Annotated in this window: 27 protein-coding genes; 15 read left to right on the plus strand and 12 right to left on the minus strand. The window is 72.1% G+C overall.

Annotated features, from left to right (window positions below):
- On the minus strand, positions 1 to 2,262 hold the full coding sequence (locus B6R96_RS13980; protein ID WP_081522616.1) for a HAMP domain-containing protein: 2,262 nt from the start codon (positions 2,260 to 2,262) through the stop codon (positions 1 to 3).
- A gap of 262 nt (positions 2,263 to 2,524) precedes the next feature.
- Here B6R96_RS13980 and B6R96_RS13985 point away from each other — a divergent pair, with 262 nt between their 5' ends.
- Positions 2,525 to 3,484, plus strand: a complete 960-nt coding sequence (locus B6R96_RS13985) for a hypothetical protein (RefSeq protein WP_203351627.1) — start codon at positions 2,525 to 2,527, stop codon at positions 3,482 to 3,484.
- Between the two features lie 13 nt (positions 3,485 to 3,497).
- Here B6R96_RS13985 and B6R96_RS13990 read toward each other — a convergent pair whose 3' ends face one another.
- Positions 3,498 to 4,199 carry a uridine kinase family protein gene (locus B6R96_RS13990; RefSeq protein WP_078626444.1) on the minus strand — a complete coding sequence of 234 codons (702 nt, stop codon included), beginning with the start codon at positions 4,197 to 4,199 and terminating at the stop codon, positions 3,498 to 3,500.
- 51 nt (positions 4,200 to 4,250) lie between these two features.
- Between B6R96_RS13990 and B6R96_RS13995 the strand changes: the two genes are divergently transcribed.
- Positions 4,251 to 4,601, plus strand: a complete 351-nt coding sequence (locus B6R96_RS13995; RefSeq protein WP_030387586.1) for a hypothetical protein — start codon at positions 4,251 to 4,253, stop codon at positions 4,599 to 4,601.
- A gap of 95 nt (positions 4,602 to 4,696) precedes the next feature.
- Here the strand turns inward: B6R96_RS13995 and B6R96_RS14000 are convergent, their stop codons facing one another.
- Genes B6R96_RS14000 through deoC form a run of 3 tightly spaced genes read right to left on the minus strand, consistent with a single transcriptional unit; the run spans position 4,697 to position 8,027 of the window.
- Positions 4,697 to 5,602 carry an aldehyde dehydrogenase family protein gene (locus B6R96_RS14000; protein ID WP_030387585.1) on the minus strand — a complete coding sequence of 302 codons (906 nt, stop codon included), beginning with the start codon at positions 5,600 to 5,602 and terminating at the stop codon, positions 4,697 to 4,699.
- Positions 5,602 to 7,059: an aldehyde dehydrogenase family protein gene (locus B6R96_RS14005; protein WP_030387584.1), complete on the minus strand. Its 1,458-nt coding sequence runs from the start codon at positions 7,057 to 7,059 to the stop codon at positions 5,602 to 5,604. Before B6R96_RS14005 ends, B6R96_RS14000 begins: the two co-directional genes overlap by 1 nt.
- A gap of 5 nt (positions 7,060 to 7,064) precedes the next feature.
- Positions 7,065 to 8,027: a deoxyribose-phosphate aldolase gene (gene deoC, locus B6R96_RS14010; protein WP_053172918.1), complete on the minus strand. Its 963-nt coding sequence runs from the start codon at positions 8,025 to 8,027 to the stop codon at positions 7,065 to 7,067.
- Between the two features lie 243 nt (positions 8,028 to 8,270).
- On the opposite strand from deoC, the gene B6R96_RS14015 reads away from it, so the two are divergent.
- The 5 genes from B6R96_RS14015 to B6R96_RS14035 all read left to right on the plus strand — a co-directional run bounded on the left by B6R96_RS14015 (position 8,271) and on the right by B6R96_RS14035 (position 11,549).
- Positions 8,271 to 9,257, plus strand: a complete 987-nt coding sequence (locus tag B6R96_RS14015; RefSeq protein WP_081522617.1) for a hypothetical protein — start codon at positions 8,271 to 8,273, stop codon at positions 9,255 to 9,257.
- A gap of 86 nt (positions 9,258 to 9,343) precedes the next feature.
- Positions 9,344 to 9,961: a class F sortase gene (locus B6R96_RS14020; RefSeq protein ID WP_081522618.1), complete on the plus strand. Its 618-nt coding sequence runs from the start codon at positions 9,344 to 9,346 to the stop codon at positions 9,959 to 9,961.
- A 25-nt stretch (positions 9,962 to 9,986) separates the two neighbouring features.
- Positions 9,987 to 10,634: a PH domain-containing protein gene (locus B6R96_RS14025; protein WP_081522619.1), complete on the plus strand. Its 648-nt coding sequence runs from the start codon at positions 9,987 to 9,989 to the stop codon at positions 10,632 to 10,634.
- 97 nt (positions 10,635 to 10,731) lie between these two features.
- Entirely contained in the window at positions 10,732 to 11,310 is a 579-nt protein-coding gene (locus tag B6R96_RS14030) for a VanZ family protein (protein ID WP_081522620.1), read from the plus strand.
- A 38-nt stretch (positions 11,311 to 11,348) separates the two neighbouring features.
- Entirely contained in the window at positions 11,349 to 11,549 is a 201-nt protein-coding gene (locus B6R96_RS14035) for a PspC domain-containing protein (protein WP_030387578.1), read from the plus strand.
- A gap of 84 nt (positions 11,550 to 11,633) precedes the next feature.
- Here the strand turns inward: B6R96_RS14035 and B6R96_RS14040 are convergent, their stop codons facing one another.
- The 3 genes from B6R96_RS14040 to B6R96_RS14050 all read right to left on the minus strand — a co-directional run bounded on the left by B6R96_RS14040 (position 11,634) and on the right by B6R96_RS14050 (position 14,080).
- The gene (locus B6R96_RS14040; RefSeq protein WP_053705151.1) at positions 11,634 to 12,416 is read right to left on the minus strand and encodes a hypothetical protein; all 783 of its coding nucleotides are present in this window, start codon (positions 12,414 to 12,416) and stop codon (positions 11,634 to 11,636) included.
- A gap of 118 nt (positions 12,417 to 12,534) precedes the next feature.
- A complete protein-coding gene (locus B6R96_RS14045) occupies positions 12,535 to 12,792 on the minus strand; it encodes a hypothetical protein (RefSeq protein ID WP_030387576.1) in 258 nt (85 codons plus the stop codon).
- 139 nt (positions 12,793 to 12,931) lie between these two features.
- Entirely contained in the window at positions 12,932 to 14,080 is a 1,149-nt protein-coding gene (locus B6R96_RS14050; protein ID WP_030387575.1) for an adenosine deaminase, read from the minus strand.
- Positions 14,081 to 14,193: 113 nt separating this feature from the next.
- On the opposite strand from B6R96_RS14050, the gene B6R96_RS14055 reads away from it, so the two are divergent.
- The 4 genes from B6R96_RS14055 to B6R96_RS14070 all read left to right on the plus strand — a co-directional run bounded on the left by B6R96_RS14055 (position 14,194) and on the right by B6R96_RS14070 (position 18,772).
- Entirely contained in the window at positions 14,194 to 14,928 is a 735-nt protein-coding gene (locus tag B6R96_RS14055) for an alpha/beta hydrolase (protein WP_078972382.1), read from the plus strand.
- 71 nt (positions 14,929 to 14,999) lie between these two features.
- Entirely contained in the window at positions 15,000 to 15,371 is a 372-nt protein-coding gene (locus tag B6R96_RS14060) for a cupin domain-containing protein (RefSeq protein WP_081522621.1), read from the plus strand.
- A gap of 409 nt (positions 15,372 to 15,780) precedes the next feature.
- Complete coding sequence (locus B6R96_RS14065) at positions 15,781 to 16,773, plus strand: helix-turn-helix transcriptional regulator (protein WP_237291420.1); 993 nt, start codon at positions 15,781 to 15,783, stop codon at positions 16,771 to 16,773.
- Between the two features lie 319 nt (positions 16,774 to 17,092).
- Entirely contained in the window at positions 17,093 to 18,772 is a 1,680-nt protein-coding gene (locus B6R96_RS14070) for a BCCT family transporter (RefSeq protein ID WP_443069891.1), read from the plus strand.
- 37 nt (positions 18,773 to 18,809) lie between these two features.
- On the opposite strand, the gene B6R96_RS14075 is transcribed toward B6R96_RS14070, so the two are convergent.
- Positions 18,810 to 19,787, minus strand: coding sequence for a LysR family transcriptional regulator (locus B6R96_RS14075; RefSeq protein ID WP_030387570.1), 978 nt, complete (start codon positions 19,785 to 19,787; stop codon positions 18,810 to 18,812).
- A gap of 62 nt (positions 19,788 to 19,849) precedes the next feature.
- On the opposite strand from B6R96_RS14075, the gene B6R96_RS14080 reads away from it, so the two are divergent.
- Positions 19,850 to 21,133, plus strand: coding sequence for an MFS transporter (locus tag B6R96_RS14080; RefSeq protein ID WP_030387569.1), 1,284 nt, complete (start codon positions 19,850 to 19,852; stop codon positions 21,131 to 21,133).
- A gap of 90 nt (positions 21,134 to 21,223) precedes the next feature.
- Positions 21,224 to 21,922 (plus strand): L,D-transpeptidase family protein, encoded by a 699-nt coding sequence (locus B6R96_RS14085; RefSeq protein WP_081522622.1) that lies wholly within the window; start codon positions 21,224 to 21,226, stop codon positions 21,920 to 21,922.
- Here the strand turns inward: B6R96_RS14085 and B6R96_RS14090 are convergent.
- Positions 21,919 to 23,286 (minus strand): MFS transporter, encoded by a 1,368-nt coding sequence (locus B6R96_RS14090; RefSeq protein WP_107475513.1) that lies wholly within the window; start codon positions 23,284 to 23,286, stop codon positions 21,919 to 21,921. The two genes, B6R96_RS14085 and B6R96_RS14090, sit on opposite strands and share 4 nt — an antisense overlap.
- A gap of 207 nt (positions 23,287 to 23,493) precedes the next feature.
- On the opposite strand from B6R96_RS14090, the gene B6R96_RS14095 reads away from it, so the two are divergent.
- Positions 23,494 to 24,495 (plus strand): sigma-70 family RNA polymerase sigma factor, encoded by a 1,002-nt coding sequence (locus tag B6R96_RS14095; protein WP_081522623.1) that lies wholly within the window; start codon positions 23,494 to 23,496, stop codon positions 24,493 to 24,495.
- Here B6R96_RS14095 and B6R96_RS14100 read toward each other — a convergent pair.
- Entirely contained in the window at positions 24,391 to 24,726 is a 336-nt protein-coding gene (locus B6R96_RS14100) for an STAS domain-containing protein (protein ID WP_234438000.1), read from the minus strand. The two genes, B6R96_RS14095 and B6R96_RS14100, sit on opposite strands and share 105 nt — an antisense overlap.
- A gap of 56 nt (positions 24,727 to 24,782) precedes the next feature.
- On the opposite strand from B6R96_RS14100, the gene B6R96_RS14105 reads away from it, so the two are divergent.
- A complete protein-coding gene (locus B6R96_RS14105; RefSeq protein WP_053172940.1) occupies positions 24,783 to 25,397 on the plus strand; it encodes a hypothetical protein in 615 nt (204 codons plus the stop codon).
- A 6-nt stretch (positions 25,398 to 25,403) separates the two neighbouring features.
- Here the strand turns inward: B6R96_RS14105 and B6R96_RS14110 are convergent, their stop codons facing one another.
- Positions 25,404 to 25,994, minus strand: coding sequence for a Uma2 family endonuclease (locus tag B6R96_RS14110; RefSeq protein ID WP_081522624.1), 591 nt, complete (start codon positions 25,992 to 25,994; stop codon positions 25,404 to 25,406).
- Between the last annotated feature and the right edge of the window lie 90 nt (positions 25,995 to 26,084).

Raw genomic sequence — 26,084 nt, forward strand, 5'->3', positions numbered from 1 at the left:
TCAGTTCCTTCCGGCCGGGGTGGCACGGCCGGGCGTCCGGCCGCCGGTACCGACGCCGGCGGCGTCCCGTTTGCGCTGCTCCAGCAGCTGCAGGCGGATGACTTCGAGGCTGCGGGTGACGGCGCCGACCTCGTCGTGGTGGGTCGGGTAGACGACGGTGCGGCGGTCGCCGTCGGCGAGGTCCTCCGCACGCCCGGCGAGGTCGCGCAGCGGCCGCACGATGATGATGTGGATCCAGCCGAGGCAGGCCACGGCGCCCGTGAGGCCGAGCAGTCCGGCCAGGACGGTGCGGTTCTGCGCGGTGTACGCGGGGATCTCCAGGCCCTTGGCCGGCTGCCGGGTGACGACGGTCCACTCCAGGGGCTGGGCCACGCCCCCGCCGGTCATCGGCGCCGCGGCGGCGACGAAGACGCCGCCGTCGCGGAGCAGGGTGCTCCTGGCGCGCGGGCCCTTCTCCGCCTTCTCGTCCGTGCCGCTCTTCCCGGCGGCGCCGGCCTTCTCGTTGGCGGCGTTCACCAGGGCGTCCAGCCCGGGGTCCGAGAGCGGCGCGAAGGCCAGGTAGCCGTTGTTGCCGCCGATCACCCGGTGCCCGGCGTCGACGACGTGGACCTCGCCCAGGCCGGGTCGCTTGAGCAGGGCGTTGAGGAAGTCGATGCGCAGCTCGCCGACCACGGAGGCGCCGGGCAGGCCGGGTGCCTCGGCGTACTCGGTGATGACCGGCCGGTTGCCGCTGTCGACCAGGGTCACGGGCTGCTTCGAGGGGGCCGTGCCGGCGGGGTGGTGGGGCTTGGCGCCGGTGCGGGCCATGACGGTGCCGTCGGCGCTCAGGACGTAGAGGGACTCGTAGCGTCCGTGCTGGTTCCGGGTGCGCTCGAGCAGCTTGGTGAGCTCGGCGGGGGTGGTGCGGTCGCTGATGGCGGAGGCGACGGAGGTGAGGTCGGCGTGTCCTTCGTTGAGGGCCCGGCGCACCCGGTCGGCCAGGGTGTCGGTGCGTTCGCGCTGGTCGTCGACGATGGTCCTGGGTACGTCGACGGAGGCCCCGGCGCGGTTGAGCGTCAGCAGCAGCGGCGCCGACCACACCAGGAGCAGGATCCCGCTCACCGCGAGGAGGGCGCGGGTGCCGATCCGGGAGCGGCGGCCGCCGCGGGGGCCGGCGGCTTCCGCTCCGGGCTCGCCGAGCAGTTGGCGGCGCAGCCGGTCCAGGGCGGCGCCGATGCGGGCGGCCTCGCCGTACTTCGGCACGGTGACCGGCCGGTTCAGGTCGCCTCGGCCGATCCGTCGGCTCTCCAGGAACAGCCGGAGCAGCGGGCGCTGGACGGTGGTCACGAGCAGGGTAACGGCCAGTGCTCCGAGCACCAGCAGGGCGGCGGACGCGGCGATCCAGAAGAAGGAGTCGACGGCGGCGGAGCGTTCCTCGGCGACGCCGACGAAGGAGACGACGGTGAGGCCGAGGGCGGTCGCGTCGGTGCCCACACCGGGCTGCGAACCGGTGAGCTTCGCGTAGCCGGCCACGGATCGGTGTCCGTTCCTGGAGTCCCCGAGCAGGCTGCCGCTGACGCCCGCGAAGCCGCCGGAGCCGGGCTCCTTGGCCTGGAGGGGGTGCCGGGCGGCCTTCTGGGCGACGGTCTTCGCGAACTTCCCGAGCTGCCGCTGCTCCGGTCCGGAACTGCCGACGCCGTCGCTGCCGAGGATCTGGCCGGAGGAGTCGAGGACGGCGATGGCGCGGGACCGGCCCAGGCTGATGCCCGGGACCTTCAGGCTGCTGGAGGCGACCAGGAGCTGCTGGGGGCGGTCGGGCCAGGACAGCAGGGCGAGGGTGAGCAGGCGGGTCTCGCCGTTCTCCAGCCGGACCATGCGGGGGGCGAGGCCGTCCTCCTCGTCGAGCGCGGTCAGGTCGAGGGCGGTCAGCGGGAGGTTCTCGCCGCGCTGCGCCTCGAGACGGCCCGACTTGATCTCGATCACGGCCGTGCCGCGCCACTTCTGGTAGACGCTGCCGAGCTTGTCGAGCACGGAGTCGGGCGAGACCGGTTCGCCGGAGCTGAACAGGGAGGCGGTCCGGCCGATGTCCGTGATGCTCTCGTCCAGGGAGGCGCGCAGGGCGATGGCGCCGTCCTCCGCGAAGTACTGCTGGGAGGTGAGAACGGCCGGCGGTACGGTCTCCCTGCCCACGTGGCCGAGTTGGAACGCGGTGAGGGCGGCGAGGGCCAGCAGCAGGGCGGACAGGGCCGCGATGGGCGGGCGGATACCGCCCAGCAGCGACATGTCGGCCCGACGGCGGCTCCGGTGCCGCCGCCTCGATCGCGACGCGGCCAACGCGGGCTCCTCTTCGTTCTGTCCTGGAGCCGGTGCGGCCTGGGAAAGTGTGATGATCTGGTCGTAGGGGGTGTGCGGAGCGTGCCGCGAGGCCCGGGGGCGTTCGGTCAGCGCGGGCCGGTGGGCCGGCGGGAGCCGGTGGCGGACGGGCCGGGACGAAGGGCGGAGGGACGAGGACCGGAGTGCATCACTCCGTTATTTTCGTATGACTATGAGCGCTCCACTGACCAGGCGAATAACGATTGCGGTTCTGTGCGGCGCTTTCATCGCCCTTTGTGCCGTTTTCGCACTTCGGACGACGGGCCCGGACAGCACGCCGCCGGCCGGCCCCGCGCCCCGGCGCTCCGCCGACATCGGCCTGGAGCAGCGGATCGCCCGCCTCACCGCCGGCTTCAGCGAACGCGGGGGCTACCGCACCCCCACGGACCAGGAACGGCAGGCGTTCACCAGGGCGTTCGCCCACCTGCTCGACGGCGACACGGAAGCGGCGCGGACCGGCTTCTCCGAGATCGACTTCACCCTGCGCACCGTCACGGACGGCGCCGACGGGCGCCGGTACGCCGAGGTGGCGGACGAGGTGAGTGAATCGGGCCACACCGGCCGCGGCTGGGGCCGGGTCTACGTGGACCTGGACCGGCCCGCACGCTGGTCGGTCCAGGTCCCCCACCCCGTCGCCGACGCCCGCACCGAACTGCTGGGGGCGCGGGTGCTGCGCGGCGCACCCGGCGGAGTACTGGTGCTCGCGGGCGCCCACCGCGACGCGGGCGAGGGCGGGGCGGCGGACGTGGCCCACCGCGACGACTCGGTCTTCCACGGCGTGGTGGAGGAGCTGGCCCGGCGCAACCTGCCGGGGGTCCAGCTGCACGGGTTCGCCGACGAGTCGTTCCGCGGGCGCGACGCGGTGGTCTCCACGGGGGCCGGCGACAGCGCCGTGGCGGACGCGGAGCAGCTGACCGCCGCGCTGCGGCGCGACGGCCTGGAGGTCTGCACGGCGTACTCCGCCCGCTGCAAGCTCGCCGGCCGGGAGAACGAACAGGGCCGGACCGCCGCCGACCGTCAGTCCCGCTTCCTCCACGTCGAGCTGAACAAGACGCTCCGCGGCGACGACCGCGGCCTCGACCGGGCCGCGGCCGCGATCACCACCTTGACGGAGCGCTGGTCCCGCCGCTGAGGATCCCCGGCTGCTACGCCGGGGTCGCCGTGCGGTGGCGGCCGGCCGCGGCCGCGGCCAGCCGGCCGAGGGCCTCGTCGCCGGCGCAGGCGTGTGCTCCCAGGGCGACGTGCCGGGCCACGATGCCCCGCTCGGCACGCATCAGCCGCAGGCCCCTGCGCAGCAGGAACGGCACGGACTTGCGGCCCTCCCGCAGGTCGCGGGCCAGCCGGCGGCGGAAGGTCGTGGAGGGGCGCCCCCGCAGGCAGATGGCGTCCGCGAGGAGGCCGAGCTCCTGGCAGCGGGCGGCCACGTCCGCGGCGAAGATGCCCTCCGCGATGAACAGCGGGGTACGGGCTATGTCGAGGCTCTCGGCACCCGTGCGGGAGCTCGTCGCGATGTCGTACACCGGGACGTCGGTCCGCCCCGCCGCGCACAGTTCGGCGATCGCGGCGACCGCCGCGTCCGCGTCCCAGGACAGCGGGGAGTCCCAGTCGATGTCGGAACTGCCGTCGACGAGCGGGAGGGAGGGGTCGTCACCCTCCTTGTAGAAGTCGTCGAGGCGCAGCACGGGCAGACCCGATCGGGCGGCCAGCGAGGATTTTCCGGAGCCCGACGGACCGGTCAGCAGGACGACTCGGGTCGGCGAAGGAGAGGAGGAGCTCACGGGACACCAGTCTGAACCATTCCCCCGGGTAGGGGATCCTCCCGGTGGCCGGTTGGTGTCCAGGAACACACCTCAACTACGCTGCGTGCGCACGCGACTACGACCTCAGGCGGGATCTCCATGGCACGTCACGCAGCCCCTTCCCTACCCCACCGGCTCCGCAGCGCCGGACTGACCGTCTCGATGGCCGGTGCGGCCCTGGCGATGGCCGCGGGCGGCGCCCAGGCCGGCGAACTCGACGTCCCGGCGGCCCTGGCCGGGGTCACCGACCCGATCGCGAACCTCAAGGTGAACCCGCTCGCGCACACCGGTGTGGACCCGCTGGACAACGGCGTCGCCACGAAGGTCGCCGACTTCCCGTCCGTCGGGACCGGCATGGTCACCGGGATCCTGACCCAGGGGCCCTCGGTCGGTGAACTGCCCACCGCCGCCGCCTCCTCGCTGCTCGGGCCGGTGCTCCCGAAGGCGTAGGCGCGGACAGCGGGCCCAGGAAGGTACGAGAAGGCCCCGGCAGCGCGGGGGACGCTGCCGGGGCCGGTCTCGTGCGGGGGCCTGTCCCAGGAGGACTAGTAGGACGAGCCGCCCGCGCCCAGCGACCCGGTCGGGTGCCAGACGGTCTTGGTCTCCAGGAACGCCGTCATGCGCGACGTGCCCGGGTCGGCGCTCCAGTCGTCCACAGGCTGTGGACGCAGGACGCGCTTGAGGTTGTCGGCCGCCGCGATCTCCAGCTCCTTGGCCAGCGCCGCGTCGGCGCCCGCCAGGTCGATCGCGTTGACGTCCTGGTGGGACGCCAGGTGCGGGCCCATCTCGCCGGCCTTGCCGGACAGGATGTTGACCACGCCGCCGGGCAGGTCGGAGGTGGCGAGCACCTCGCCCAGGGAGAGGGCCGGCAGCGGGGAGCTCTCGCTGGCGATGACGACGACCGTGTTGCCCGTCGCGATCACCGGGGCGATCACCGAGACCAGGCCCAGGAAGGACGAGTCCTGCGGGGCGAGGACCGTGACCACACCGGTCGGCTCCGGGGTGGAGAGGTTGAAGAACGGGCCCGCGACCGGGTTGGCCCCGCCCACGATCTGGCCGATCTTGTCGGTCCAGCCCGCGTACCAGACCCAGCGGTCGATGGCCGCGTCGACGACCGCGGCCGCCTTCGACTTGGACAGGCCCTCGGCCTCGCCGACCTCGCGGACGAACTGCTCGCGGCGGCCCTCCAGCATCTCGGCGATGCGGTAGAGGATCTGCCCGCGGTTGTACGCGGTCGCGCCCGACCAGCCGCCGAAGGCCTTGCGGGCGGCGACGACGGCGTCACGCGCGTCCTTGCGGGAGGACAGCGGGGCGTTGGCCAGCCACTTGCCCTTCGAGTCCGTCACTTCGTACACCCGGCCGCTCTCGGAGCGGGGGAACTTGCCCCCGACGTACAGCTTGTAGGTCTTGAAGACGTTCAAACGGGTCACAGAAGACTCAGCGGTTCCCATTAGCGCTCACCCTTCGGGTTCGACGGGGCGAGGTAGCCCTCCAGGCCGTGGCGGCCGCCCTCGCGGCCGAAGCCCGACTCCTTGTAGCCGCCGAAGGGCGACGTCGGGTCGAACTTGTTGAACGTGTTGGCCCAGACGACCCCGGCGCGGAGCTGGCCGGCGACCGCGAGGATGCGCGAGCCCTTCTCCGTCCAGATGCCGGCGGAGAGGCCGTACTGGCTGTTGTTGGCCTTGGCGACGGCCTCGTCGGGCGTACGGAAGGTCAGCACGGACAGCACCGGGCCGAAGATCTCGTCGCGGGCGACGGTGTGCGCCTGGGTGACGTTCGTGAAGAGCGTCGGGGCGAACCAGTAGCCGGAGGACGGCAGCTCGCACGCCGGGGACCAGCGCTCGGCGCCCTCGGCCTCGCCGGTCTCCGCGAGCGCGGTGATCCGGGCGAGCTGCTCGGCGGAGTTGATCGCGCCGATGTCGGTGTTCTTGTCGAGCGGGTCGCCCAGGCGCAGCGTGGAGAGGCGGCGCTTGAGGGAGTCCAGCAGCTCGTCGTGGATCGACTCCTGGACCAGCAGGCGGGAGCCCGCGCAGCAGACCTGGCCCTGGTTGAAGAAGATGCCGTTGACGATGCCCTCGACGGCCTGGTCGATGGGGGCGTCGTCGAAGACGATGTTGGCGCCCTTGCCGCCCAGCTCCAGGGTGACCTTCTTGTCCGTACCGGCGATCTGACGGGCGATGGCCTTGCCGACCGCGGTCGAGCCGGTGAAGGCGACCTTGTCGACGTCCGGGTGCGCGACCAGCTCGGCGCCCGCGTCCCCGTACCCGGGGATGATGTTGACGACGCCCTTGGGCAGACCGGCCTGGCGGCAGATGTCCGCGAAGAACAGCGCGGAGAGCGGGGTGGTCTCGGCGGGCTTCAGGACGACCGTGTTGCCGGCCGCGAGGGCCGGGGCGATCTTCCACGCGAGCATCAGCAGCGGGAAGTTCCACGGGATGACCTGGCCGGCCACGCCGAGCGGGCGCGGGTTCGCGCCGTAGCCCGCGTGGTCGAGCTTGTCGGCCCAGCCCGCGTAGTAGAAGAAGTGCGCGGCGACCAGCGGGAGGTCCGCGTCGCGGGTCTCCCTGATCGGCTTGCCGTTGTCCAGGGTCTCCAGGACGGCGAGCTCGCGGCTGCGCTCCTGGATGATCCGGGCGATGCGGAAGAGGTACTTGGCGCGCTCGGAGCCGGGCAGCGCGGACCACTTCTCGAACGCCCTGCGCGCGGCCTTCACGGCGCGGTCCACGTCGGCGGTACCCGCCTGGGCGACCTCGGCGAGGACTTCCTCGCTGCTCGGCGAGACGGTCTTGAAGACCTTGCCGTCGGCGGCGTCGGTGAACTCACCGTCGATGAAGAGCCCGTAGGAGGGGGCGATGTCGACGACCGAGCGGGACTCGGGAGCCGGTGCGTACTCGAATGCAGATGCCATGGTGATCAGTCCACCGTCACGTAGTCGGGACCGGAGTAACGGCCGGTGCTCAGCTTCTGGCGCTGCATCAACAGGTCGTTGAGCAGGCTGGAGGCGCCGAAGCGGAACCAGTGGTTGCTCAGCCAGTCCTCGCCCACGGTCTCGTTGACCAGGACCAGGAACTTGATCGCGTCCTTGGTGGTGCGGATGCCGCCGGCCGGCTTCACGCCGATCTGGATTCCAGTCTGCGCGCGGAAGTCGCGGACGGCCTCGAGCATGAGCAGGGTGTTCGCCGGAGTGGCGTTGACCCCGACCTTGCCGGTCGACGTCTTGATGAAGTCGGCGCCCGCCAGCATGCCGATCCAGGAGGCGCGGCGGATGTTGTCGTAGGTCGACAGCTCACCGGTCTCGAAGATGACCTTCAGGCGCGCGGCGCTGCCGTCCTCGCGGACGCAGGCCTCCTTGATGGCCCTGATCAGCTCGTACGTCTCCAGGTAGCGGCCGGCGAGGAAGGCGCCACGGTCGATGACCATGTCGATCTCGTCGGCGCCGGCGGCAACGGCGTCACGGGTGTCCGCGAGCTTCACGGGCAGGGCGGCACGACCGGCCGGGAAGGCGGTGGCGACGGAGGCGATCTTGACATCGGCCCCGTTCAGCGCGGCCTTCGCGGTGGCCACCATGTCGGGATAGACACAGACGGCGGCCGTCATCGGGGTCGTGCGGTCGGTCGGATCGGGATTGACGGCCTTGGCGGAGAGCGCCCGGACCTTGCCCGGGGTGTCCGCGCCTTCCAGCGTCGTCAGGTCGATCATCGAGATGGCCAGGTCGATGGCGTACGCCTTGGCCGTCGTCTTGATCGAACGGGTGCCGAGGGAGGCCGCGCGGGCCTCCAGGCCGACAGCGTCGACGCCGGGCAGCCCGTGCAGGAAGCGGCGCAGCGCACTGTCGGACGTCGTCACGTCAGCGAATGCGGTGAGGGTGGTGGGCATGGTCACCAGATGAGCATATCTACGCGCGTAGCGACCTGTCACCCCCGCCCCCGAATCCGCTATGGAATCGACACCTCCACTCTCCGTTACGGGCTCATGACAGGAGCCGGATCGTCCGCTCGCACTGGATCCGCAACTCTGTTCTCAGCAGCCCGCCAGACACTCACCCGGCTCTCACGGCCAGAGAAAACCGCGGCATGCGACTCTCCTCCATTTTCCGGGACCACGCTCCAAGGAGTCGTTATGCGTACCGCCCTCCGTACTTCCCTCGCCACCGCGGTCCTCGCCGGTGCCCTCCTCGCGCCGGTCGCGGGCACGGCGTACGCCGCCACCGCCCCGCAGACCGGTCCGGCCGCGTCCGTCTCGGACAGCGGCCACGGGGGCACGCGCATCGACATCGCTCCCGGGTTCGCCGCGATGGTGCGCCACACCGCCGACGGCCCGGAGGTGGAGATCCTGGCCCTCGGCAAGGGCGAGCCGGACACCTTCCCGACCCGCTCCCTGGGGGTGCTGACCCCGGGCAGCTCCTCCATTTGGGCCAACGGGCTGGAGCTGAAGCTGGTCAAGAGCGGCAACGCCTACGTCCTCACCGGGACCAAGGACGGCACGACCACGTCCTGGCCGCTGCCGAAGGGCCAGGGACCCCAGTGCACGAGCGAGCCCGTGTCGCACGACATGGGGGCGGGCATGTTGGCCCGGCTGAAGACGTCCCCGAACGGCCCGACCGCCCAGCTGGAGTCGATCCCCTCGACCCCGGAGAACATCAAGATCCTGGACCGCGAGACCCCCTCGCTGCCGGCGGGCGCCGGGATCGTCGCCCGCATCCTGAACGCGAGCTCCGCCGAGCCGGTCTTCGAGTGGAAGACCCAGGGCGGCAACGACTGGTACGGCCACGCGACCTTCCCGAAGCTGCCCGAGGGCTGCACCTTCGACTACACCTTCCGGGCGCCGACCGAGAAGCCGCAGCCGGACCCCGCCCCGAAGCCGAAGCCCGAGCCGTCGGCCGAGCCGTCCACGAAGCCGTCCGCCACCGCCCCTGCCGCCGCCATGCCGCAGACCGCCGGCCAGACCACCGTCGTCCCCGAGGGCGGCGTGGCCGCGGGCGCCGAGCGCACCGCGCAGGACACGGACGACTCCACGACTGCCTACGCCGGCGCGGGCCTCGCCGCCGTCGTCGCGGGCCTCGGCGTCACCTTCCTGGCCCGCCGCCGCGCCCGCACCCAGCGCTGACGGACCCGCCCCACCTCCTCGTCCCTCCGTGCGGCGGGCCACCCACCCCGGTGGCCCGCCGCACGCGTCCCCGGAGCACCGCCCTCATGCCCCACCGCGTACGCCTCCCGCTCGCCGCCGTCCTGCTCTGCCTCGCCCTCACCGGCTGCGGCGCGTCCACCGGTGCTCCCCACCGCGCACCCGCGGCCACCGCGGGCGCGCCGTCCGTCGCACCCGCCGCCGATCCGGCGCCGTCCGCGACGGCCTCACCATTGCCCGCCTCCGCACCCGTCCGCGTACGGATCCCCGCGGCCGGGGTGGACACCTCGCCCGTGCTGGAGCTGGGCCTCGCCGCGGACGGCACCGTCGAAGTGCCCTCCGTGGCCGACGGCGACAAGATCGGCTGGTACACCAAGGGCGTCACCCCGGGCGAGACCGGGCCCGCCGTGCTCATCGGCCACTTCGACACCGCACGCGGCCCGGCGGTGCTGGCGGACGTCTCGCGCGTGCGCACCGGCGAGGAGATCACCGTCTCCCGGGCCGACGGCACCACCGCCGTCTTCCGCGTCCGGGAGCTGGAGCAGGTCGGCAAGAAGCAGTTCCCGACCGCCAAGGTGTACGGGAACACCGCCCGCCCGGAGCTGCGCGTCATCACCTGCGGCGGCGAGCTGACCGACGGCCACCGGCCCGACAACATCATCCTGTACGCCGATCTCGTGGGCTGAGATGCCGTGGGGCAGAATCGACCCCATGAGCAGCCAGCAGCCGACCGACGAGCCGGTGTACGCAGACCGGGTCTACCGATCCTCCATGGGCGTCGTCTCGGGGGTACTGCTGCTCGCGCTGACCGCATGGCTCTGCGGCGACGCCGTGGTGCGGGGCTCGGGCAACACCCCGTGGATCGCGCTGGCGGTGGCGCTGTGCGTCGTACCGCTGATCGTCGCCTTCACGATCCGCCCGGCCGTCTTCGCCAATGCCGACCGGCTGCGCGTCCGCAACCCGTTCCGGATCATCGAGCTGCCCTGGGCGGCCGTGGACGCGGTGCGTGCCGGGTACTCGGCCGAGGTGCTGGCCGAGGGGTCGAAGTACCAGCTCTGGTCGGTGCCGGTCTCGCTGCGGGAGCGGAAGAAGGCCAACCGGCAGCAGCTGCGCCACAGCGCCCTGGACCGCCGCGACCCGGGCGCCTCTGCCGATCCGGGCGCGCGGGCCCGTACCGCCCCGTCCGAACCGATGCGGGCCAGCGCCGACAAGATCGTCGACGAGCTCCAGGGCTTGGCCGAGAACAACGCCGCGCGGCCCGGCGCCCAGGGCAGTGTCCAGGTGCACTGGTCGTACGAGATCATCGCGCCCGCCCTCGCCGGCGCGCTGCTCCTGATCGTCCTCGTCGCCACCCGCTGACCGGCCGGGGTGCCGGTTGCGCCCCGTTTCGCGTGCTCCCCGCCACACCCCCCTCCTGGCCGGAACCGGTGCTACCGGGTGGTGCGTCCTCGCAGGTGTGCAGCGTCATGAGGGCAGCGAAAGCGCCGCCACCGCCACCGCGATCAACCTCCGTCTCCGCCTGCTGGCCGGGGCCCTGCTCGCCGCCCATTTCGTGGTCGTCGGCTGGCTGACCCTGCGGCCGCTGGACGTGCCCTGGGCCGCGGCGGCCAATCTGAGCCCGCTGGAGGGGATCTCGGCCGATCTGGCCCTCGGGCCCCTGGAGGCCGCCCGGCGGATCGGTGAGGGACTCGCGCTGCTGGCCCCGCTCGGGGTGCTGCTGCCGCTGATCAGCGGCCGGCTCGCGCCGTCGGCCCTGTCCGCGTGGTCCTCGCTGGCCCGGACGGCCGCCGCGGGCGCGCTGGCCTCGGTGTGCATCGAGATGCTCCAGACCGCGGTCCCGGGCCAGGTCGTCGACGTGGACTCGGTGCTGCTGAACACCCTGGGCGTGGTGCTCGCGCACGTGGCCGTCGTACCGGCGCTGCGGGCCCGGATGAGGCGCTCACACACCGTTTATCAGGGGGATACCCCGAAGATTTCCAGGGTCGGGCTCGGTCCCTGGACCGACGTTCTGTCGGCGGTCCAGCGGGAGTATTGAGGCATCGCAAGAAAGCGATCCCGACGAAGGAGAACCTCATGAGCGCCCTGGTCCGCCCCCGTGACGGCCGCTGGATCGGCGGAGTGTGCGCCGGACTGGCGCGGCGTTTCGGAATTTCCGCGAACGCGATGCGCGCCATATTCGTGGTCTCGTGCCTGCTGCCCGGCCCGCAGTTCCTGGTCTACATCGCACTGTGGGTGCTGCTGCCGAACGAGAAGTCCACTTCCGCCGCCTGGTAGGCGGGCGGCGGCCGGTCCGGCCGCCGCTGCACCGGCCGGCCGCTCGACGGGCCGGCCGCCCGCGCCCACGCGGCGGGCCGGTCGTCAGCCGGCCTTCTGCACCTTCTCCAGCTGCTTGTCGGCCACTTCCTGCGGCACCTGGGCCTTCTGCTGGGCAGCGGCCACATTGAGGGCCATCAGCCGCACGACGGTGTCGCCCTCGCGCACCACCACCAGGTGGACCTGCGCCGAGACGCCCTCGGCGGCCGCGGTCATGGTCCAGCTGACGCTCTCGTCGCCGCCCGTGCGGTAGTCGGCGGCCTTCACGTCGCGGTAACTGCCGCTCTGCTTCTCGACCTTGGCGGAGAAGCCCGACCCGCAGGCGGCGACGGCCGCCTTGAGCCGGGAGATCAGCGCCTTGGCGTCGCTCTCGGAGTAGGAGCTGACCGAGGCGGACACGGCGAGCCCGATCTGCTTCTGGGAGCCGATGCCGCGGCTGACGGTCTCGCGCGCGGACGGGTCCGGCTTGTCGCCCATGATGTCGGCCAGCGGCTGGCAGGCCTTCTTGTCGGCCTGCGGCTGGCCGTCCGGGGCGTTGGGGTTCTTGCCCTGGGCGGAGACCTGGTAGCCGGGCAGGTCGCCCTGTGCCAGCGCGGACCGCTCAAGGGCGCTGCCACCGGTCTTCGGCGCGCCCGATCCGCTCGCCGCGGTGGACGGCGCCGGGGCTCCGGACGTACCGGAGGTGCTGCCGGCGGAGCCCTTCGGATCGGGGGCCTTGCCCGTCGCGGGGGTGTTGGTGCTGCTGCACCCCACGGCGGCGAGGAGCAGGGCGGGGACCAGCGCGACCATCGTCGCTCGTGCCTTCATGCGCATGACCGAGAACCTCATACCCAAAGCGTCGGCGGGCAGTTGGTGGCGATCGTGGCACACGGTGCGGCGGGACACATACCCGATCGAATGGGCATCCACCCACCGCACACGTGTACGCGTCGCGGCGGGGCCGGTCTCAGCCGCCGAGGCCGTTCAGACCGTTGGTGAGCGGGGTCAGCACACCGGTGACCTGAGAGGTGGGGTCGCTCGACTGCTGGCCTTCCGGGCTCACGTGCTGCTGGCTGGTGACGCCCTGGAGCGCGCCGGTGGCGGTGCCCAGCGCGTCGGTGAGGCCGACCGCGGGGACGGCGGCGGAGGCGGTACCGGCGGCAACCGCGGCGAAGGCGACACCGAGAGCGGCGGTACCGAGGGTCTTGGCAGCTGACTTCTTCATGAAAAGTTGTCCTTGCGACGGGGAATTGAGCGGCTCCGCAAACTAGTCACTTCAAACCCTCGCCCGCAAACATCCTTAAATACGAGAAAGCGCCCGGGAATTCCGCTTCCCGGGCGCTTCCGTTACGTCATGCCATGGCCTAGGCCGAGAGAGAACCGCTGGTGGAAGCGGTCTGCTTGAACAGCCACTCCGACTTCAGCTCCGCATAGCCGGGCTTGATCACTTCATTGATCATGGCCAGTCGTTCATCGAAAGGAATGAACGCGGACTTCATCGCATTGACGGTGAACCACTGCATGTCGTCGAGCGTGTAACCGAAGGTGTCGACCAGGTGCTCGAACTCGCGGCTCATGCTGGTGCCGCTCATCAGACGGTTGTCCGTGTTGACCGTCAGGCGGAAGTGCAGCTTGCGCAGCAGGCCGATCGGGTGCTCGGCGTACGAGGCGGCCGCGGCGGTCTGCAGGTTCGAGGTCGGGCACATCTCCAGGGGGATGCGCTTGTCCCGGACGTACGAGGCCAGGCGGCCCAGGGTCACGGAACCGTCCTCGGCGACCTCGATGTCATCGATGATCTTCACACCGTGACCGAGACGGTCGGCGCCGCACCACTGCAGGGCCTGCCAGATCGACGGCAGGCCGAAGGCCTCGCCCGCGTGGATGGTGAAGTGGTTGTTCTCGCGCTTGAGGTACTCGAAGGCGTCGAGGTGGCGGGTGGGAGGGAACCCGGCCTCGGCACCGGCGATGTCGAAGCCGACCACACCGTTGTCCCGGTAGCGGTTCGCCAGCTCGGCGATCTCCAGCGCACGCGCGGCGTGGCGCATCGCGGTCAGCAGGGCACCGACGCGGATGCGGTGGCCGGCCGCCTTCGCGCGGCGCTCGCCCTCGCGGAAGCCGTCGTTCACGGCCTCGACGACCTCTTCGAGGGTCAGGCCGGCTTCCAGGTGCTGCTCGGGCGCGTAGCGGATCTCGGCGTACACGACGCCGTCCTCGGCCAGGTCCTCGGCGCACTCCGCGGCGACCCGGAAGAGGGCGGCCTTCGTCTGCATGACCGCGCAGGTGTGCGCGAAGGTCTCCAGGTAGCGCGGGAGGGAGCCCGAGTCGGCGGCTTCACGGAACCAGATGCCGAGCTTGTCGGCGTCGGTCTCGGGGAGGTTCTCGTAGCCGACCTCGCGGGCCAGCTCGATGATGGTCCCGGGGCGCAGTCCACCGTCGAGGTGATCGTGCAGCAGCACCTTCGGGGAACGGCGGATCTGATCCGCGGTCGGCAGGTTGGGGGTCTCGCTCGTCATCTGCGCACTCTACTCCTACGCGCGTAGAGCGGGGCCCCGACGGCAGGCGTCGATATGTAACAGAGACCGTGCGGACGGATGGCGTACACCCGAAGGTCTGAGACTGTTCCGCCATGGCATTGCATGCGCCGCCGGCGCGCGGGGCCCGTCTGGGGCGGGCGGCCGGCGCGAGAACCGGCTCGGGTTCGACGGAAAGTGCGGTCAACGGGGTGGTGCTCCTGCTTCCCGGGGCGTCCAGATTCTCCCCCGGTCCCATGCGCCCGCTCGCGCGGGCGCTGGCCCGGGCGGGCGGGGCGGAGGGGCTGGTCACGCACACGGTCATCCACGGCGGGGACTCCGCCCGGGAGGAGCAGGCGCGGTGGGCGGCGGACGAGGTGGTGCGGCGCTACGGGGACGTACCGGTCTGCCTGGCCGGCTATGACGCGGGCGGCCTGGCCGCGCTGCGGGCGGCGGGCCACGGGGCCGTCAACTCGGTCGTGGCGATGGCCCCTTGCTTAACCCCCGGGACCCGGGCGGACTCCCCTGAACCGGTGAAACAGCTGTCGGGGCGGCAGGTGCTGATCGTGCACGGCACCGACGACGCGCGCAGCGACCCGGAGAGCTCCTTCCGGCTGGCGGCGCGCGCGAAGAAGGCGAACCGGGCGACGTGCCGCTTCGAGGTGCACTCGGACGGACACGGGTTGCGCGAGCACCAGCCCGAAGTCGTGGCACTGGCCGTGGACTTCGTGCTGGGCGCGATGTTCTCGGGGCGGTACTCGCGGCCCGTGACGGACGCGCTCGCCGCGCCGCCGCCGCTGGGCCTGCGGATGCCGCTGGCCTCGGGCTTCGGGAGATCGCTGAGAAAGTGAACCGCGCCCTGCGTGCGCGTACCGTGGGAAGTGGACTCGGGGAACCGTTCCGCTACCGGAGGCGACCGGCCATGGGTGGATTGGTCCACAAGAACTTCGACCAGCCGGACGAGACGCGGCCCTTCGAGGCCGGGACGGGCAGGCTGGACCTGTTCAACACCGAGGGCGGGGCGGTGGGGCGCGCCGTCTTCGAGCCGGGCTGGCGCTGGTCGCTGCACGTCAAGCCGCTGGCGGGCACGGACAGCTGCGAGTCCGCGCACACCGGGTACGTCGTGAGCGGCCGGATGAAGCTGGTCATGGACGACGGGGAGAGCGCCGACCTCGGCCCGGGCGAGTTCATCAAGATCGCGCCCGGGCACGACGCCTGGGTGCTGGGTGACGAGCCGTGCGTCGTACTGGACTGGACCGGCTACAGCGACTACGCGAAGCCGGCCGACAGCTGACGGCTGCGGCGGCGGACGACGACTGACGGCTGACGGCTGACGGCTGACGGCTGACGGCTGACGGCTGACGGGCGGGCGGTCCCCCACGGCCGGTCGCAGCCGTCGGGGCCGCTCCGGCCCTCCCGTCGTTCGGGGCCGCGCCGGTCCACCCGTACCCGCCGCTCCGCCCCCTCACGGTCGGATGGCACCGAATGGACCCGGCGCGACCACCACGGCCGGCGCGGGCACAGCAGGACACGGGCCCCCGTCCTCGCCTGGGTGTCCGCCGCGCGCACCGCGCTCCCCCTCGCGCCGCGCAACCACTGTGCCTCTTCGGAATATGCAGACGGCGACATTCCAGGCGTCGTCTTGCCGCCTTGCGGGAATACGAGGGGTTTATAAATCCACCTAACTCGGGACGCATACGCATATGCCTGCCGAGGAGCTGAGCCCCGCCGCCCGGCGCCTGTACGCGTACGCCGTGGAGCGGCACGCCTTCGACGCGTGCGAGGCCACCGGCGCCCTGGGCGTGCGTGCTGCCGCCGCCATCACCGAGCTGGCCGCCGCGCACCTGCTCCAGCGGGCCCCGGGCGACGACCCGGACCGCTGGAGCGCGGTGGCCCCCCGGGCCGCGGCGGCCCGGGCCCTGGCCCCGCTGGCCCTGCTCGTACGGGAGACCCACGACGAGATGGACCGGCTGCGCGGCCGGCTGGAGGCGCTGGTACCCGCGTACGAGGCGGGGACCGCGCACCGGGACCTGAGCGAGTCGGGCCGCCTGGAGCTGGTCACGGACCTCGGCGCGGTGCGCGCACTGATCGCGGAGCTGGTCGCCGCGTGCGAGCGGGAGCTGCTGACCTCGCAGCCCGGCGGGGGCCGCCCGCTGGAGACGCTGGAGGAGTCGATCGGGCGGGACGAGTCGCTGCTGACGCGCGGGGTCTCGATGCGGACGATCTACCAGCACACGGCCCGCTACTCACGGCCCACGGCGGCCTACGTCGAGCGGGTGACGGCACTGGGGGCGCAGGTACGGACGCTGGGCGACGGGCTGATGCGCATGCTGATCTTCGACGACCACACGGGGCTGATGGCGGTACCGGACCGCAGCGGGGCGGCGCTGGTGGTGCGGGAGCCGAGCGTCGTGCACTTCATGACGGCGACCTTCGAGCGCTCCTGGCTGGGCGCGGATCCCTTCCCCACGTCGGTGGGCCCCGAGGCGGCCCGGTCCATCTCGGACGAGCTGCGGCAGACGATCGTGCGGCTTCTGTCGGAGGGCCTGGAGGACAAGGTGATCGCGCGCCGTCTGGGCATGTCGGAACGGACCTGCCAGCGGCACATCGCCGAAATCATGCGCGCGGTGGGTGCCAAGTCCCGCTTCCAGGCGGGCTACTTGCTCTCGGTCACCCCGCCCCCGCCGCCGCCGTAACGGCGGTCCCTTCCAGGCCACCTCCAGCCTCGCCGGCCCACTTCCAGCCTCGCCGGCCCACTTCCAGCCTCGCCGGCGTTTGAGGCGCGGGTCCGGGCAGAGCCCGGTGCCCGGCGGAGCCGGGTTCCCTGGGGCTCCGCCCCAGACCCCGCTCCTCAAACGCCGGAGGGGCTGAAAGGCGGGCCGGAGGGGCTGGACTGGGCCGGCGAGGCTGGAAGGGGCGGCTTGCGGCCTTCGTGGGGCGGGGTGGGGTTAAATCGCCAGTACATGACGATCTGTCATGATTTGCCGTTCCAGCCCTCGGGCGAAAGGGGGCTTCGTGCCGGCCTACCAACGTTCCCGCACGGACAAGGTGGTCTTCGGGGTCACCGCGGGCCTGACCCTCGCGTTCGTCCTGTGGGGCGCCGTGGCAACGGACTCGCTGGAGAGCGTGTCGAGCGGCCTGCTCGAAGGGCTCATCCACAACGGCGGCTGGGCCTTCATGCTCGCCGCCACCGGCTTCGTCGTCTTCGCCCTCTGGCTGGCGATCAGCCGCTACGGCCGGATCCGCCTCGGCCGCGAGGACGAGGTCCCGGAGTTCCGCACCGTCTCCTGGGTCGCCATGATGTTCAGTGCCGGCATGGGCATCGGGCTCATGTTCTACGGCGTGAGCGAACCCCTGGCCCACTACGGCACGCCCCCGCCCGGCACACACCCCGTCGACTCCGCCGAGCGGATGCAGACGGCGATGGCCACCACGCTGTTCCACTGGACGCTTCATCCGTGGGCGATCTACGCGGTGGTCGGGCTCGCCATCGCCTACAGCACCTTCCGCCGCAACCGCCGCCAGACGATCAGCGCCGTGTTCGAGCCGCTGATCGGCGCCCGGCACGCGCACGGTGGGGCCGGGCGGGTCATCGACATCGTGGCGATCTTCGCCACCCTCTTCGGGTCCGCGGCGTCGCTCGGACTCGGGGCCCTCCAGATCGGCAGCGGGTTCCGTGAGCTGGGGTGGATGGACACCGTCAGCACGGCGCTCCTCGTGGGCATCATCGCCGTCCTGACCGTCGCCTTCGTCGCCTCGGCGGTCTCCGGCGTGGAGCGGGGCATCCAATGGCTGTCGAACATCAACATGGTGCTCGCGCTCGTGCTCGTCGTGTTCGTGTTCATCGCCGGGCCGACCATCATCGTGCTCGACCTCCTGCCCACGTCCCTGGGCGCCTACCTCGGCGACCTCCCCCAGCTCATCGGCCGTACCGAGGCCACCGGCGCCGGCGAGGTCGCCGAGTGGCTGGGCAGCTGGACGGTCTTCTACTGGGCGTGGTGGATCTCCTGGACCCCCTTCGTCGGCATGTTCATCGCCCGGATCAGCCGCGGCCGCACCATCCGGCAGTTCATCGGCGGCGTCATCCTCGTACCGAGCACGGTCAGCCTGCTGTGGTTCTCCGTCTTCGGCGGCACGGCCATGAAGCTGCGGGAGAGCGGCGAACTCGCCCGGGAGAGCACCCCCGAGGGCCAGCTCTTCGGGCTGCTCCAGCAGTTCCCCCTCGCCACCGTGATGAGCCTGCTGGTCATGGTCCTCGTCGGCATCTTCTTCGTCTCCGGCGCCGACGCCGCCTCCATCGTGATGGGCACGCTCTCGCAGAAGGGCGTCCTCGAACCGTCCCGGCCGGTGGTCGTCTTCTGGGGCGTGGTGACCGGCGCCGTCGCGGCGATCATGCTGCTGATCGGCAACGGCGAGGGCGATGCGCTCGCCGGACTGCAGAACCTGACGATCCTCGTGGCGGCGCCGTTCACCGTGGTCATGATCGGTATGTGCGTGGCCCTCATGCGCGACCTGCGCCGGGACCCGCTCATCATCCAGGGCGAACAGGGCGAGGAGGCCGTGGCCGTGGCGGTGGCCGCGGGCCACGAGGAGTACGGCGGCAACTTCGAACTCCGCATCGGCCCCTCCGGCGAACCCCAACCGGACGACGCACAACTCCCCTCCGCCTCCCCGCCCCCGGGCGGCCCGAAGTAACGCCGTCTTCCGCTCCGCCGCCCGATCGGCCGTCCGATCAGCCGACGGACGGGTCCAGTTCGGGGATCAGGCGGCCGCGGCGGGAGAGGAGGAAGCGCTTGAACTCCGCCACCGGCGGGGTGTCGGGGTGGCCGTCGAGCCAGGCGAGGCCGATCTCGCGGACGGCGCGCGGGGCGGTGACCGTCAGTTCGACCACGCCGGGGCGGGCCACGGCCGGGGGTGGCAGGAGGGCCACGCCGAGGCCGGCGGCGACCAGGCCGCGCAGGGTCTCGGCCTCCTCCCCCTCGAAGGCGATCTTCGGGGTGAACCCGGCCTCCGCGCACAGGTCGTCGGTGATGCGGCGCATCCCGTAGCCGGGCTCCAGGGTGACGAAGGTTTCCTCGGCGGCCTCGGCGAGGCGGATGCGCTTGCGGGTCGCGAGGCGGTGGTCGTCCGGGACCACCAGCCGCAGCCGCTGTTCGTCCAGGCGCCGGGCGACCAGGTCGGGGGCGTCCGGCAGCGGGGAGGTCAGGCACAGGTCGAGTTCGCCGGCCCGGAGCTTCTCCAGCATGGCCTCGCCGTAGTTCTGGACGAGGGAGAACCGGATCCGCGGGTGGTCGGCGCGGAAGGCGCGGATGAGGCCGGGCACGGTCTCCGAGCCCAGGGTGTGCAGGAAGCCGAAGGCCACCTTGCCGGCCGCCGGATCGGCGTCCTGCTGTACGGATTCGGCGGCGCGGCCGATCTCCGTCAGGGCCTGCTCGGCCGAGGCCAGGAAGGTGCGGCCGGCCGTGGTGAGGGCGACCGTACGGCCCTTGCGGGCGAACAGCGTGACGCCGAGGTCCTGTTCGAGCCGGACCATGGCGCGGGACAGGGTCGACTGCGGGACGCCCAGCTCGTGGGCGGCGCGGGTGACGTGCTCGTGGCGGGCGACCGCGACGAAGTAGGCCAGCCGCGGGGCCAGCAAAGTTGTCACGGCCATGTCTTCTACGTAACGGTTCATCGACATCCACGCTTCTGAGCTGGGTTGATGCATCAGTGGATCGATTATCGCGATTCTGTGCATTGGACGCATGAAAAAGACGGGCCTACCGTCGAAGCATGCCTCCCGTTCATACCGGGGCACCCGTCATCCCGGGTGCCTCCACCCCGTCGTCCCCCGCACCGCAGCCCCTCTCCCCCGGCCGCCCCGGCTACCGCCGGATGAGCCTCGCGCTCTTCGCCGCCGGACTCGCGACCTTCGCCCTCCTCTACTCCACCCAGGCGCTGTTGCCCGCGATCTCCGCCGGCCTCGGGGTGACCGCGGGGCAGGCCAGCTGGACGGTGTCCGCGGCCACCGGCGCGCTCGCCCTGTTCGTCCTGCCGCTGAGCGCGCTGTCCGAGCGGTTCGGCCGCACCCGGATGATGACCTGCTCGATGGTGATCGCCGTCGGGGTGGGCCTGCTGGTGCCGTTCGCGCCGAACGTGGAGTGGCTGGTGGCGCTGCGCGCCGTCCAGGGCGCAGCGATCGCCGGGGTTCCGGCCTCCGCGATGGCGTACCTGGCGGAGGAGGTCAAGCCGAAGGCCCTGGTCGCCGCGATCGGCCTGTTCGTGGCGGGCAATTCCATCGGCGGCATGAGCGGCCGCCTGGTCACCGGCTGGGCCGCGCAGCTGTGGGGCTGGCGGGCGGGCCTGCTGGCCGTCGCCCTGATGGCGCTGGCGTGCGCGGTGGCCTTCCTGGTGCTGCTGCCCCGGGCGCGGTTCTTCCGGCCCGCGTCGCTGAACCCGCGCGCGGTGGGCCGTACCGTCGCCGGCCACCTGCGCGATCCGCTGCTGCTGCGGCTGTACGGGATCGGCGCACTGTTCATGACGGTCTTCGGCGCGGTCTACACCGTGATCGGCTACCGGCTGGTGGACGAGCCGTTCTCGCTCGGCCAGGGCGTGATCGGGTCGATCTTCCTGATCTACCTGGTCGGTACGGTCTCCTCCGCCGCCGCCGGCAAGCTGGTGGCCCGCGCGGGGCGGCGCGGCGCGCTGTACCTGGCCGTGACCACCACGGCGCTGGGACTGCTGGCGTCGCTGTCCGAGTCGCTCCCGGTGATCGTGCTCGGGCTGGTGCTGATCACCGCGGGCTTCTTCGCGGGGCACGCGGTGGCGTCCGCCGCGGTGAGCCGGACGGCGAAGACGGGCCGGGCGCAGGCCTCCGCGCTCTACCAGTCGGCGTACTACCTCGGCTCCAGCGCGGGCGGCACCCTGGGCGCCCTCGCCTACCACTCGGCGGGCTGGGCGGCCACGGTCGGCATCGCGCTGCTGGCGGTGCTCGGCGTCGTGTCGATCACCCTGTACGGGTCGCACGCGGCGCGCGCGCAGCGCCGTGTGCCGGCCTCGGCCGTGGGCGCGCGCTGAGGAAATCTACGCTCTTCGCATGAGCAACCCCTGCTGGTTTTCCGGGCATTCAACACGGAGAACGACGCTGTGCGAGCAGGGGAGGACCGGATGGGTACGCGGATCGGGACACGGGCGGCGGTGCTGGGCGGGGCGGCCGCGCTGGCACTGCCGTGGGTGGTGGCGGGCGGCGGGCCGGCGCAGGCCGCCGCCTCCTGCACCCTCACGACGGGGCCGTACCAGCGGCAGGTCGAGCAGTTCCTCGGGCGGCCGGTGGACGGGAAGCAGTCGGCGGCCGACTGCACGGCGATCCGGTCCTTCCAGGCGAGCCACGGGATCACCCCGACCCAGGGCTATGCCGGACCGCTGACCTGGCAGACGATGAGCACGATGCTGGCCCAGCGGGCGGCCGGCAGCACCCCGAACAGGGCGGGCGACTGCCCGGTGAACCGGGGGCGGATCGCCTGCGTGGACCTGACGCGGCAGCTGAGCTGGGTCCAGGACGGCGCCACCCTGAAGTACGGGCCCGTTCCGGTCCGCACCGGCAAGGACGGCACGGAGACCCGGACCGGCCTGAAGAAGATCTACTACCGCAGCATCGACCACTGGTCGACGCTCTACAACGTCTCGATGCCGTACGCGCAGTTCTTCGACGGGGGCATCGCCTTCCACTCGACGACCAAGAGCATGTGGAACCCGCCCGGTTCGGGCGGCTGCGTGAACATGCGGCCCGCCGACGCCAAGGCGTACTGGACCCTGCTGGGGAATGGCGAGGACGTCTACGTGTACGGCCGCAAGCCCGGCACCTAGGCGGTGTCCTGCCGGCGCGCGGCGGCCGCGGCGGCGGGCGGGGGCGGGGTGCCGAGCCGCTCCAGCCGCCGCAGGCTGGCCCGGCGTTGGACGAGGGACAGTCCCGCCACCCCCGCCCCGAGGGCCAGCCAGCCTGCCGGGCCGGCCACCATCACCGCGCCGGTGAGCAGCAGCGGGCCCGCGGACTTCTGGACGGACTGGGCCATGCCGGCCACCCCGAGGTAGGAGGCGCGCGCCCGCCGCGGCGCGAGGGAGACGGCCAGTTCCCAGGAGCTCACCGAGCGCATCAGTTCCGCCGCGGTGGCCAGTACCGCCGCGGCGAGCAGGGCGGCCGAGGCGGCCAGGACCCCGCCGCCGGGTGCGGCGGCGAGGAAGACGCAGCAGGCGAGGGTCATCAGGCCGTACAGGGCGACCGCGTCCGCCGCACCGCGGGGGCCCTGGACCCGCGCCGAGACCCGTAGCTGCAGGACGACGACGAGCACGGTGTTGATGACCAGGAAGGCCGGGATCAGCGCGTGCGGGGCGGCGGTGTGGGCGACCAGCCACAGCGGCAGGCCGACGCCGAGGATCGAGTCGTCCAGGTGCATCGGGATGTCCAGCAGGACGAACCGCAGGTAGCCGCGGTCCCGCCAGGGGCCCGGGCCGCCCGGACCGCCCGCACCGCCCGGTCCGGTCTCCGCGGCCGCCGGGTCCGGGTCCGCGTCCTCGGGCCGTGCGGCGGTCACCGACCCGTGGCCGGCCGGCTCCCGGGTGCGCCACACCAGGGCGGCGGCCACCAGGAACGACAGCGCGTCGGCCAGGATCAGCACGTGGTAGGCGCCCCGGGTGCCGACGGCGAGTCCGATGGCGGCGAGTCCCGCACCGAGGGCGTAGCCGGCGTTCGCCGAGCTGCGCGACAGCGCCTGGTAGGTGGCGCGGCGCTCGCCCGCGACCCGGGTGGCGAAGAGCATCTCCAGCGTCTTGGCGCCCCGGTCTCCCAGGTGGGTGACGGCGAACAGGAGCAGCAGCACGCGGAAGTCGGTGACCGCCAGCAGGGCGCACAGGGCGCCCAGGCGGATCAGGTGGCAGCCGATCAGCAGGGTGCGGACCTGGAAGCGGTCGGCGAGGTGGCCCGCCAGCGGCGATCCGGCGATGCCCGCCACCCCGGCCGCGCCGAGCAGCAGGCCCAGCTGTCCGGCGTCGAGTCCGACGACGAAGGTGAAGTAGAGGACGGAGGACGCGGCCCACACGCCGGTGCCCGCGCGGTCCAGCGCCTGGGTGAGCAGCATGATCCGCGCGTCACGGCCGCCCGGCGGCCGGCGCAGTTGCGCCAGCAGCCCGGGCTCCCCCCGTCGTGGCTTGCGGATCTCCCCACCGCGCCGCATCCCAGTCCCCGTATCGACCGCGTCCACCCGTCCATGTATCTCGATGTCGAGATACATGGGGAGCCTGCCGCAGATTAATCTTGACGTCAAGAAACTTGACGACGACATATATGGTTCGCCGGACGCGCGCCCGGCGCTTCCGGCTGCCGTTGTCAGACCCCTCGGGTAGGTTCCGAAGGAGCGGAACTACCTGGGGGACAGACGGACATGAGCGATCTCGCCACCACCGATATGGACCTCGACACGGCCATGGACCGGTACCGGGTCGAGCTCACCGGCTACTGCTACCGGATGCTCGGCTCGTCCTTCGACGCCGAGGACGCGGTGCAGGACACCTACATCCGCGCCTGGCGCAGCTACGACAAGTTCGAGGGCCGGTCCTCGCTGCGGTCGTGGCTCTACCGGATCGCCACCAACGTCTGCCTGGACCTGCTGAACGCGGGGAAGAAGCGGGCCCGCCCGATGGACCTCACCGCCCCCCAGCACCAGGCCTCCGCCGTGCTCAACGAGCGCCCCGAGGTGACCTGGCTGGAGCCGGTCCCGGACGGCAGGGTGCTGCCGCAGACCGCCGACCCGGCGGAGATGGCGCTGGCGAAGGAGTCCGTCCGCCTGGCCTTCGTCGCGGCGCTCCAGCACCTGCCCGCCAAGCAGCGTGCCGTGCTGATCCTGCGCGAGGTGCTGGCCTGGAAGGCCGACGAGGTGGCCCGGCTCCTGGAGACCACCACGGCCTCGGTGAACAGCGCCCTCCAGCGGGCACGGGCCACCCTGGCCGGACAGGCGCTGCGCGACAGCGAGCCGGCGGACCCGCTGGACGCGGACCAGGCGCAGCTGCTGGCCCGGTACCTCTCCGCCTTCGAGGCCTACGACATCTCGCGGCTCACCGCGCTGCTGCACGAGGACGCCGTGCTGTCGATGCCGCCGTTCGACCTGTGGCTCCAGGGCCACGAGGACATCGCGGCCTGGCACCTGAACCAGGGCATCGGCTGCAAGGGTTCCCGTCTCGTCCCGACGACGGCGAACGGCATGCCGGCCTTCGGCCAGTACCGTCCGCGCGAGGACGGGCGGCCGGGCCACACCCCGTGGGCGCTCCAGGTGCTGGAGATCTCAGACGGCAAGATCGTCGGGCTCAACGCCTTCCTGGACACCGCACGGTGGTTCCCGCTGTTCGGCCTCCCCGAGCAGCTCGACGAGGCCTACGAGGTCCAGTAGGGCCCGTAGGCCGGGCGCGGCCCCGGTCACCCGCAGCGGCCGCCCCCGGGCGGCCAGCCGGAGCCGGGCCAGCACCTCGACGGCGCCCAGCCCCGGCGCGGTGACGGCCCGCGCATCGCACTCCACCGCGCGCGCCCCGTCCTCGTAGAGCCGGGCCAGGCGCTCGCACAGCCCCGCCGCGTCGTGGGCGGTCGGTGCGGGTCCGGGCAGCACGAGTCTTTGGATCTCCACGAGAGGGTGACTGCCCCGGCCGCCGGAAGTCATCGCAGGCCCCGCACAATGGCGCGATGACGCACGCGAACCGGCCTGCCTACTGGGACCCGATGCCCACCGCACGGCGGCTGATGGAGAGCACCGCCCACTTCGAGCCCCGGATACTCAGGGGCCGCTGGGAGGACCGGAACTGGCGCAACGTGCCCGGCCCGTTCTACGCCGGTGCAACCGACGAGATGGCACTCGGTCGCTTGGACGCCCCCCACCACATCTGTTACGACGACGATCACGGCGGCGGCTTCGGCACGGTGTTCGTCTACCGCCAGCCGACCGACGAGGGTCAGGTCTTCGACGTGCTGTGCGGGGCCTCGCTGGACCTGTACGAGGGCTACAACTGGGACGGCGACGACCACTGGACCGTGGAGGCCGTCCGCGCCTGGTGGGCGGACCGGGGCCGGGTGCGCGCATGGGCCGTCGACATCGCCGCCGACTGGGGCGCCGACACCCACCCCCACTGGGGCAGCAACAACGACCCCCGGTTCCTGGGCCACTACCACGACGCCGCGCAGGGCCACCGGGACTTCATCGCCCACATCGACGACGGCCTGGAGTCCTACCTGCGCGGCTACCTGTTCTGGCTGGAACAGCGCCGGGAGCCGAGACCGGGCGAGGCCCTGCCGCGGCTCTGATCCGGATCAGGGGCGGGGGAAGGTGGAGGTGTCGATCGCAAGGTTGAAGGGCTCGGGAAGTTTGACGGCCTCGCCGAACTTGCCCGACCACAGCAGTCGGTACGTTCCGTTTCCGGGCTCGCCGTACAAATGGATCGCGGGCTCACCGGACGAGTGCGGGTCGATGAGCAGATACAGCGGGATACCGGCGGTGGCGTATCCGTGAAGCTTGGCGACGCGGTCGTTGACCGCGTTCGACTTCGAGGTGATCTCGACAACGAGTTCGGCGGCGGCTGCAGGAATGTAGTTGGCGTCCTCCAGGACTACCTGATCGTGGACCACGACCAGGTCCGGGATGAACAACCCACTACGGGAGGGGACGGCGACGTTCAGCGTCTGGTAGATCCCGCTGTCGTCCGGGACGACGGCCAACAGGGCCCGATGCACCTGGTGGGCGATGTAGTTGTGGTGGTTGACGGGCGGTGGTGCCACGGTGACGATCCCCTCGATGATCTCCACCTTGCAGCCCTCGGGCCAGTCCGTCTCCTCCCAGAGACGGACTAGGCCCTCCCAGCTGTCGCCGCCCCGCGGCTCCTGCTGGACGGTGAGTGCGCTCATGGTGTGCTCCTCAATCGGTTCGTCACCGATCCCAGCATGCCGAACGGGACCGGCGGGGGTCCACCGATCCCGTTCGCCCGAAAGGGAAGC

The organism is Streptomyces sp. Sge12 (assembly GCF_002080455.1).
GTDB lineage: Bacteria > Actinomycetota > Actinomycetes > Streptomycetales > Streptomycetaceae > Streptomyces.

Coding starts and splice junctions, on each gene's coding strand:
- B6R96_RS13980 (WP_081522616.1), bottom strand. CDS start 2,262: ATGTCGCTGCTGGGCGGTATCCGCCCGCCCATCGCGGCCCTGTCCGCC.
- B6R96_RS13985 (WP_203351627.1), top strand. CDS start 2,525: ATGAGCGCTCCACTGACCAGGCGAATAACGATTGCGGTTCTGTGCGGC.
- B6R96_RS13995 (WP_030387586.1), top strand. CDS start 4,251: ATGGCACGTCACGCAGCCCCTTCCCTACCCCACCGGCTCCGCAGCGCC.
- B6R96_RS14000 (WP_030387585.1), bottom strand. CDS start 5,602: ATGGGAACCGCTGAGTCTTCTGTGACCCGTTTGAACGTCTTCAAGACC.
- B6R96_RS14005 (WP_030387584.1), bottom strand. CDS start 7,059: ATGGCATCTGCATTCGAGTACGCACCGGCTCCCGAGTCCCGCTCGGTC.
- deoC (WP_053172918.1), bottom strand. CDS start 8,027: ATGCCCACCACCCTCACCGCATTCGCTGACGTGACGACGTCCGACAGT.
- B6R96_RS14015 (WP_081522617.1), top strand. CDS start 8,271: ATGCGTACCGCCCTCCGTACTTCCCTCGCCACCGCGGTCCTCGCCGGT.
- B6R96_RS14020 (WP_081522618.1), top strand. CDS start 9,344: ATGCCCCACCGCGTACGCCTCCCGCTCGCCGCCGTCCTGCTCTGCCTC.
- B6R96_RS14025 (WP_081522619.1), top strand. CDS start 9,987: ATGAGCAGCCAGCAGCCGACCGACGAGCCGGTGTACGCAGACCGGGTC.
- B6R96_RS14035 (WP_030387578.1), top strand. CDS start 11,349: ATGAGCGCCCTGGTCCGCCCCCGTGACGGCCGCTGGATCGGCGGAGTG.
- B6R96_RS14040 (WP_053705151.1), bottom strand. CDS start 12,416: ATGAGGTTCTCGGTCATGCGCATGAAGGCACGAGCGACGATGGTCGCG.
- B6R96_RS14045 (WP_030387576.1), bottom strand. CDS start 12,792: ATGAAGAAGTCAGCTGCCAAGACCCTCGGTACCGCCGCTCTCGGTGTC.
- B6R96_RS14050 (WP_030387575.1), bottom strand. CDS start 14,080: ATGACGAGCGAGACCCCCAACCTGCCGACCGCGGATCAGATCCGCCGT.
- B6R96_RS14055 (WP_078972382.1), top strand. CDS start 14,194: ATGGCATTGCATGCGCCGCCGGCGCGCGGGGCCCGTCTGGGGCGGGCG.
- B6R96_RS14060 (WP_081522621.1), top strand. CDS start 15,000: ATGGGTGGATTGGTCCACAAGAACTTCGACCAGCCGGACGAGACGCGG.
- B6R96_RS14065 (WP_237291420.1), top strand. CDS start 15,781: ATGCCTGCCGAGGAGCTGAGCCCCGCCGCCCGGCGCCTGTACGCGTAC.
- B6R96_RS14080 (WP_030387569.1), top strand. CDS start 19,850: ATGCCTCCCGTTCATACCGGGGCACCCGTCATCCCGGGTGCCTCCACC.
- B6R96_RS14085 (WP_081522622.1), top strand. CDS start 21,224: ATGGGTACGCGGATCGGGACACGGGCGGCGGTGCTGGGCGGGGCGGCC.
- B6R96_RS14090 (WP_107475513.1), bottom strand. CDS start 23,286: ATGCGGCGCGGTGGGGAGATCCGCAAGCCACGACGGGGGGAGCCCGGG.
- B6R96_RS14095 (WP_081522623.1), top strand. CDS start 23,494: ATGAGCGATCTCGCCACCACCGATATGGACCTCGACACGGCCATGGAC.
- B6R96_RS14105 (WP_053172940.1), top strand. CDS start 24,783: ATGACGCACGCGAACCGGCCTGCCTACTGGGACCCGATGCCCACCGCA.
- B6R96_RS14110 (WP_081522624.1), bottom strand. CDS start 25,994: ATGAGCGCACTCACCGTCCAGCAGGAGCCGCGGGGCGGCGACAGCTGG.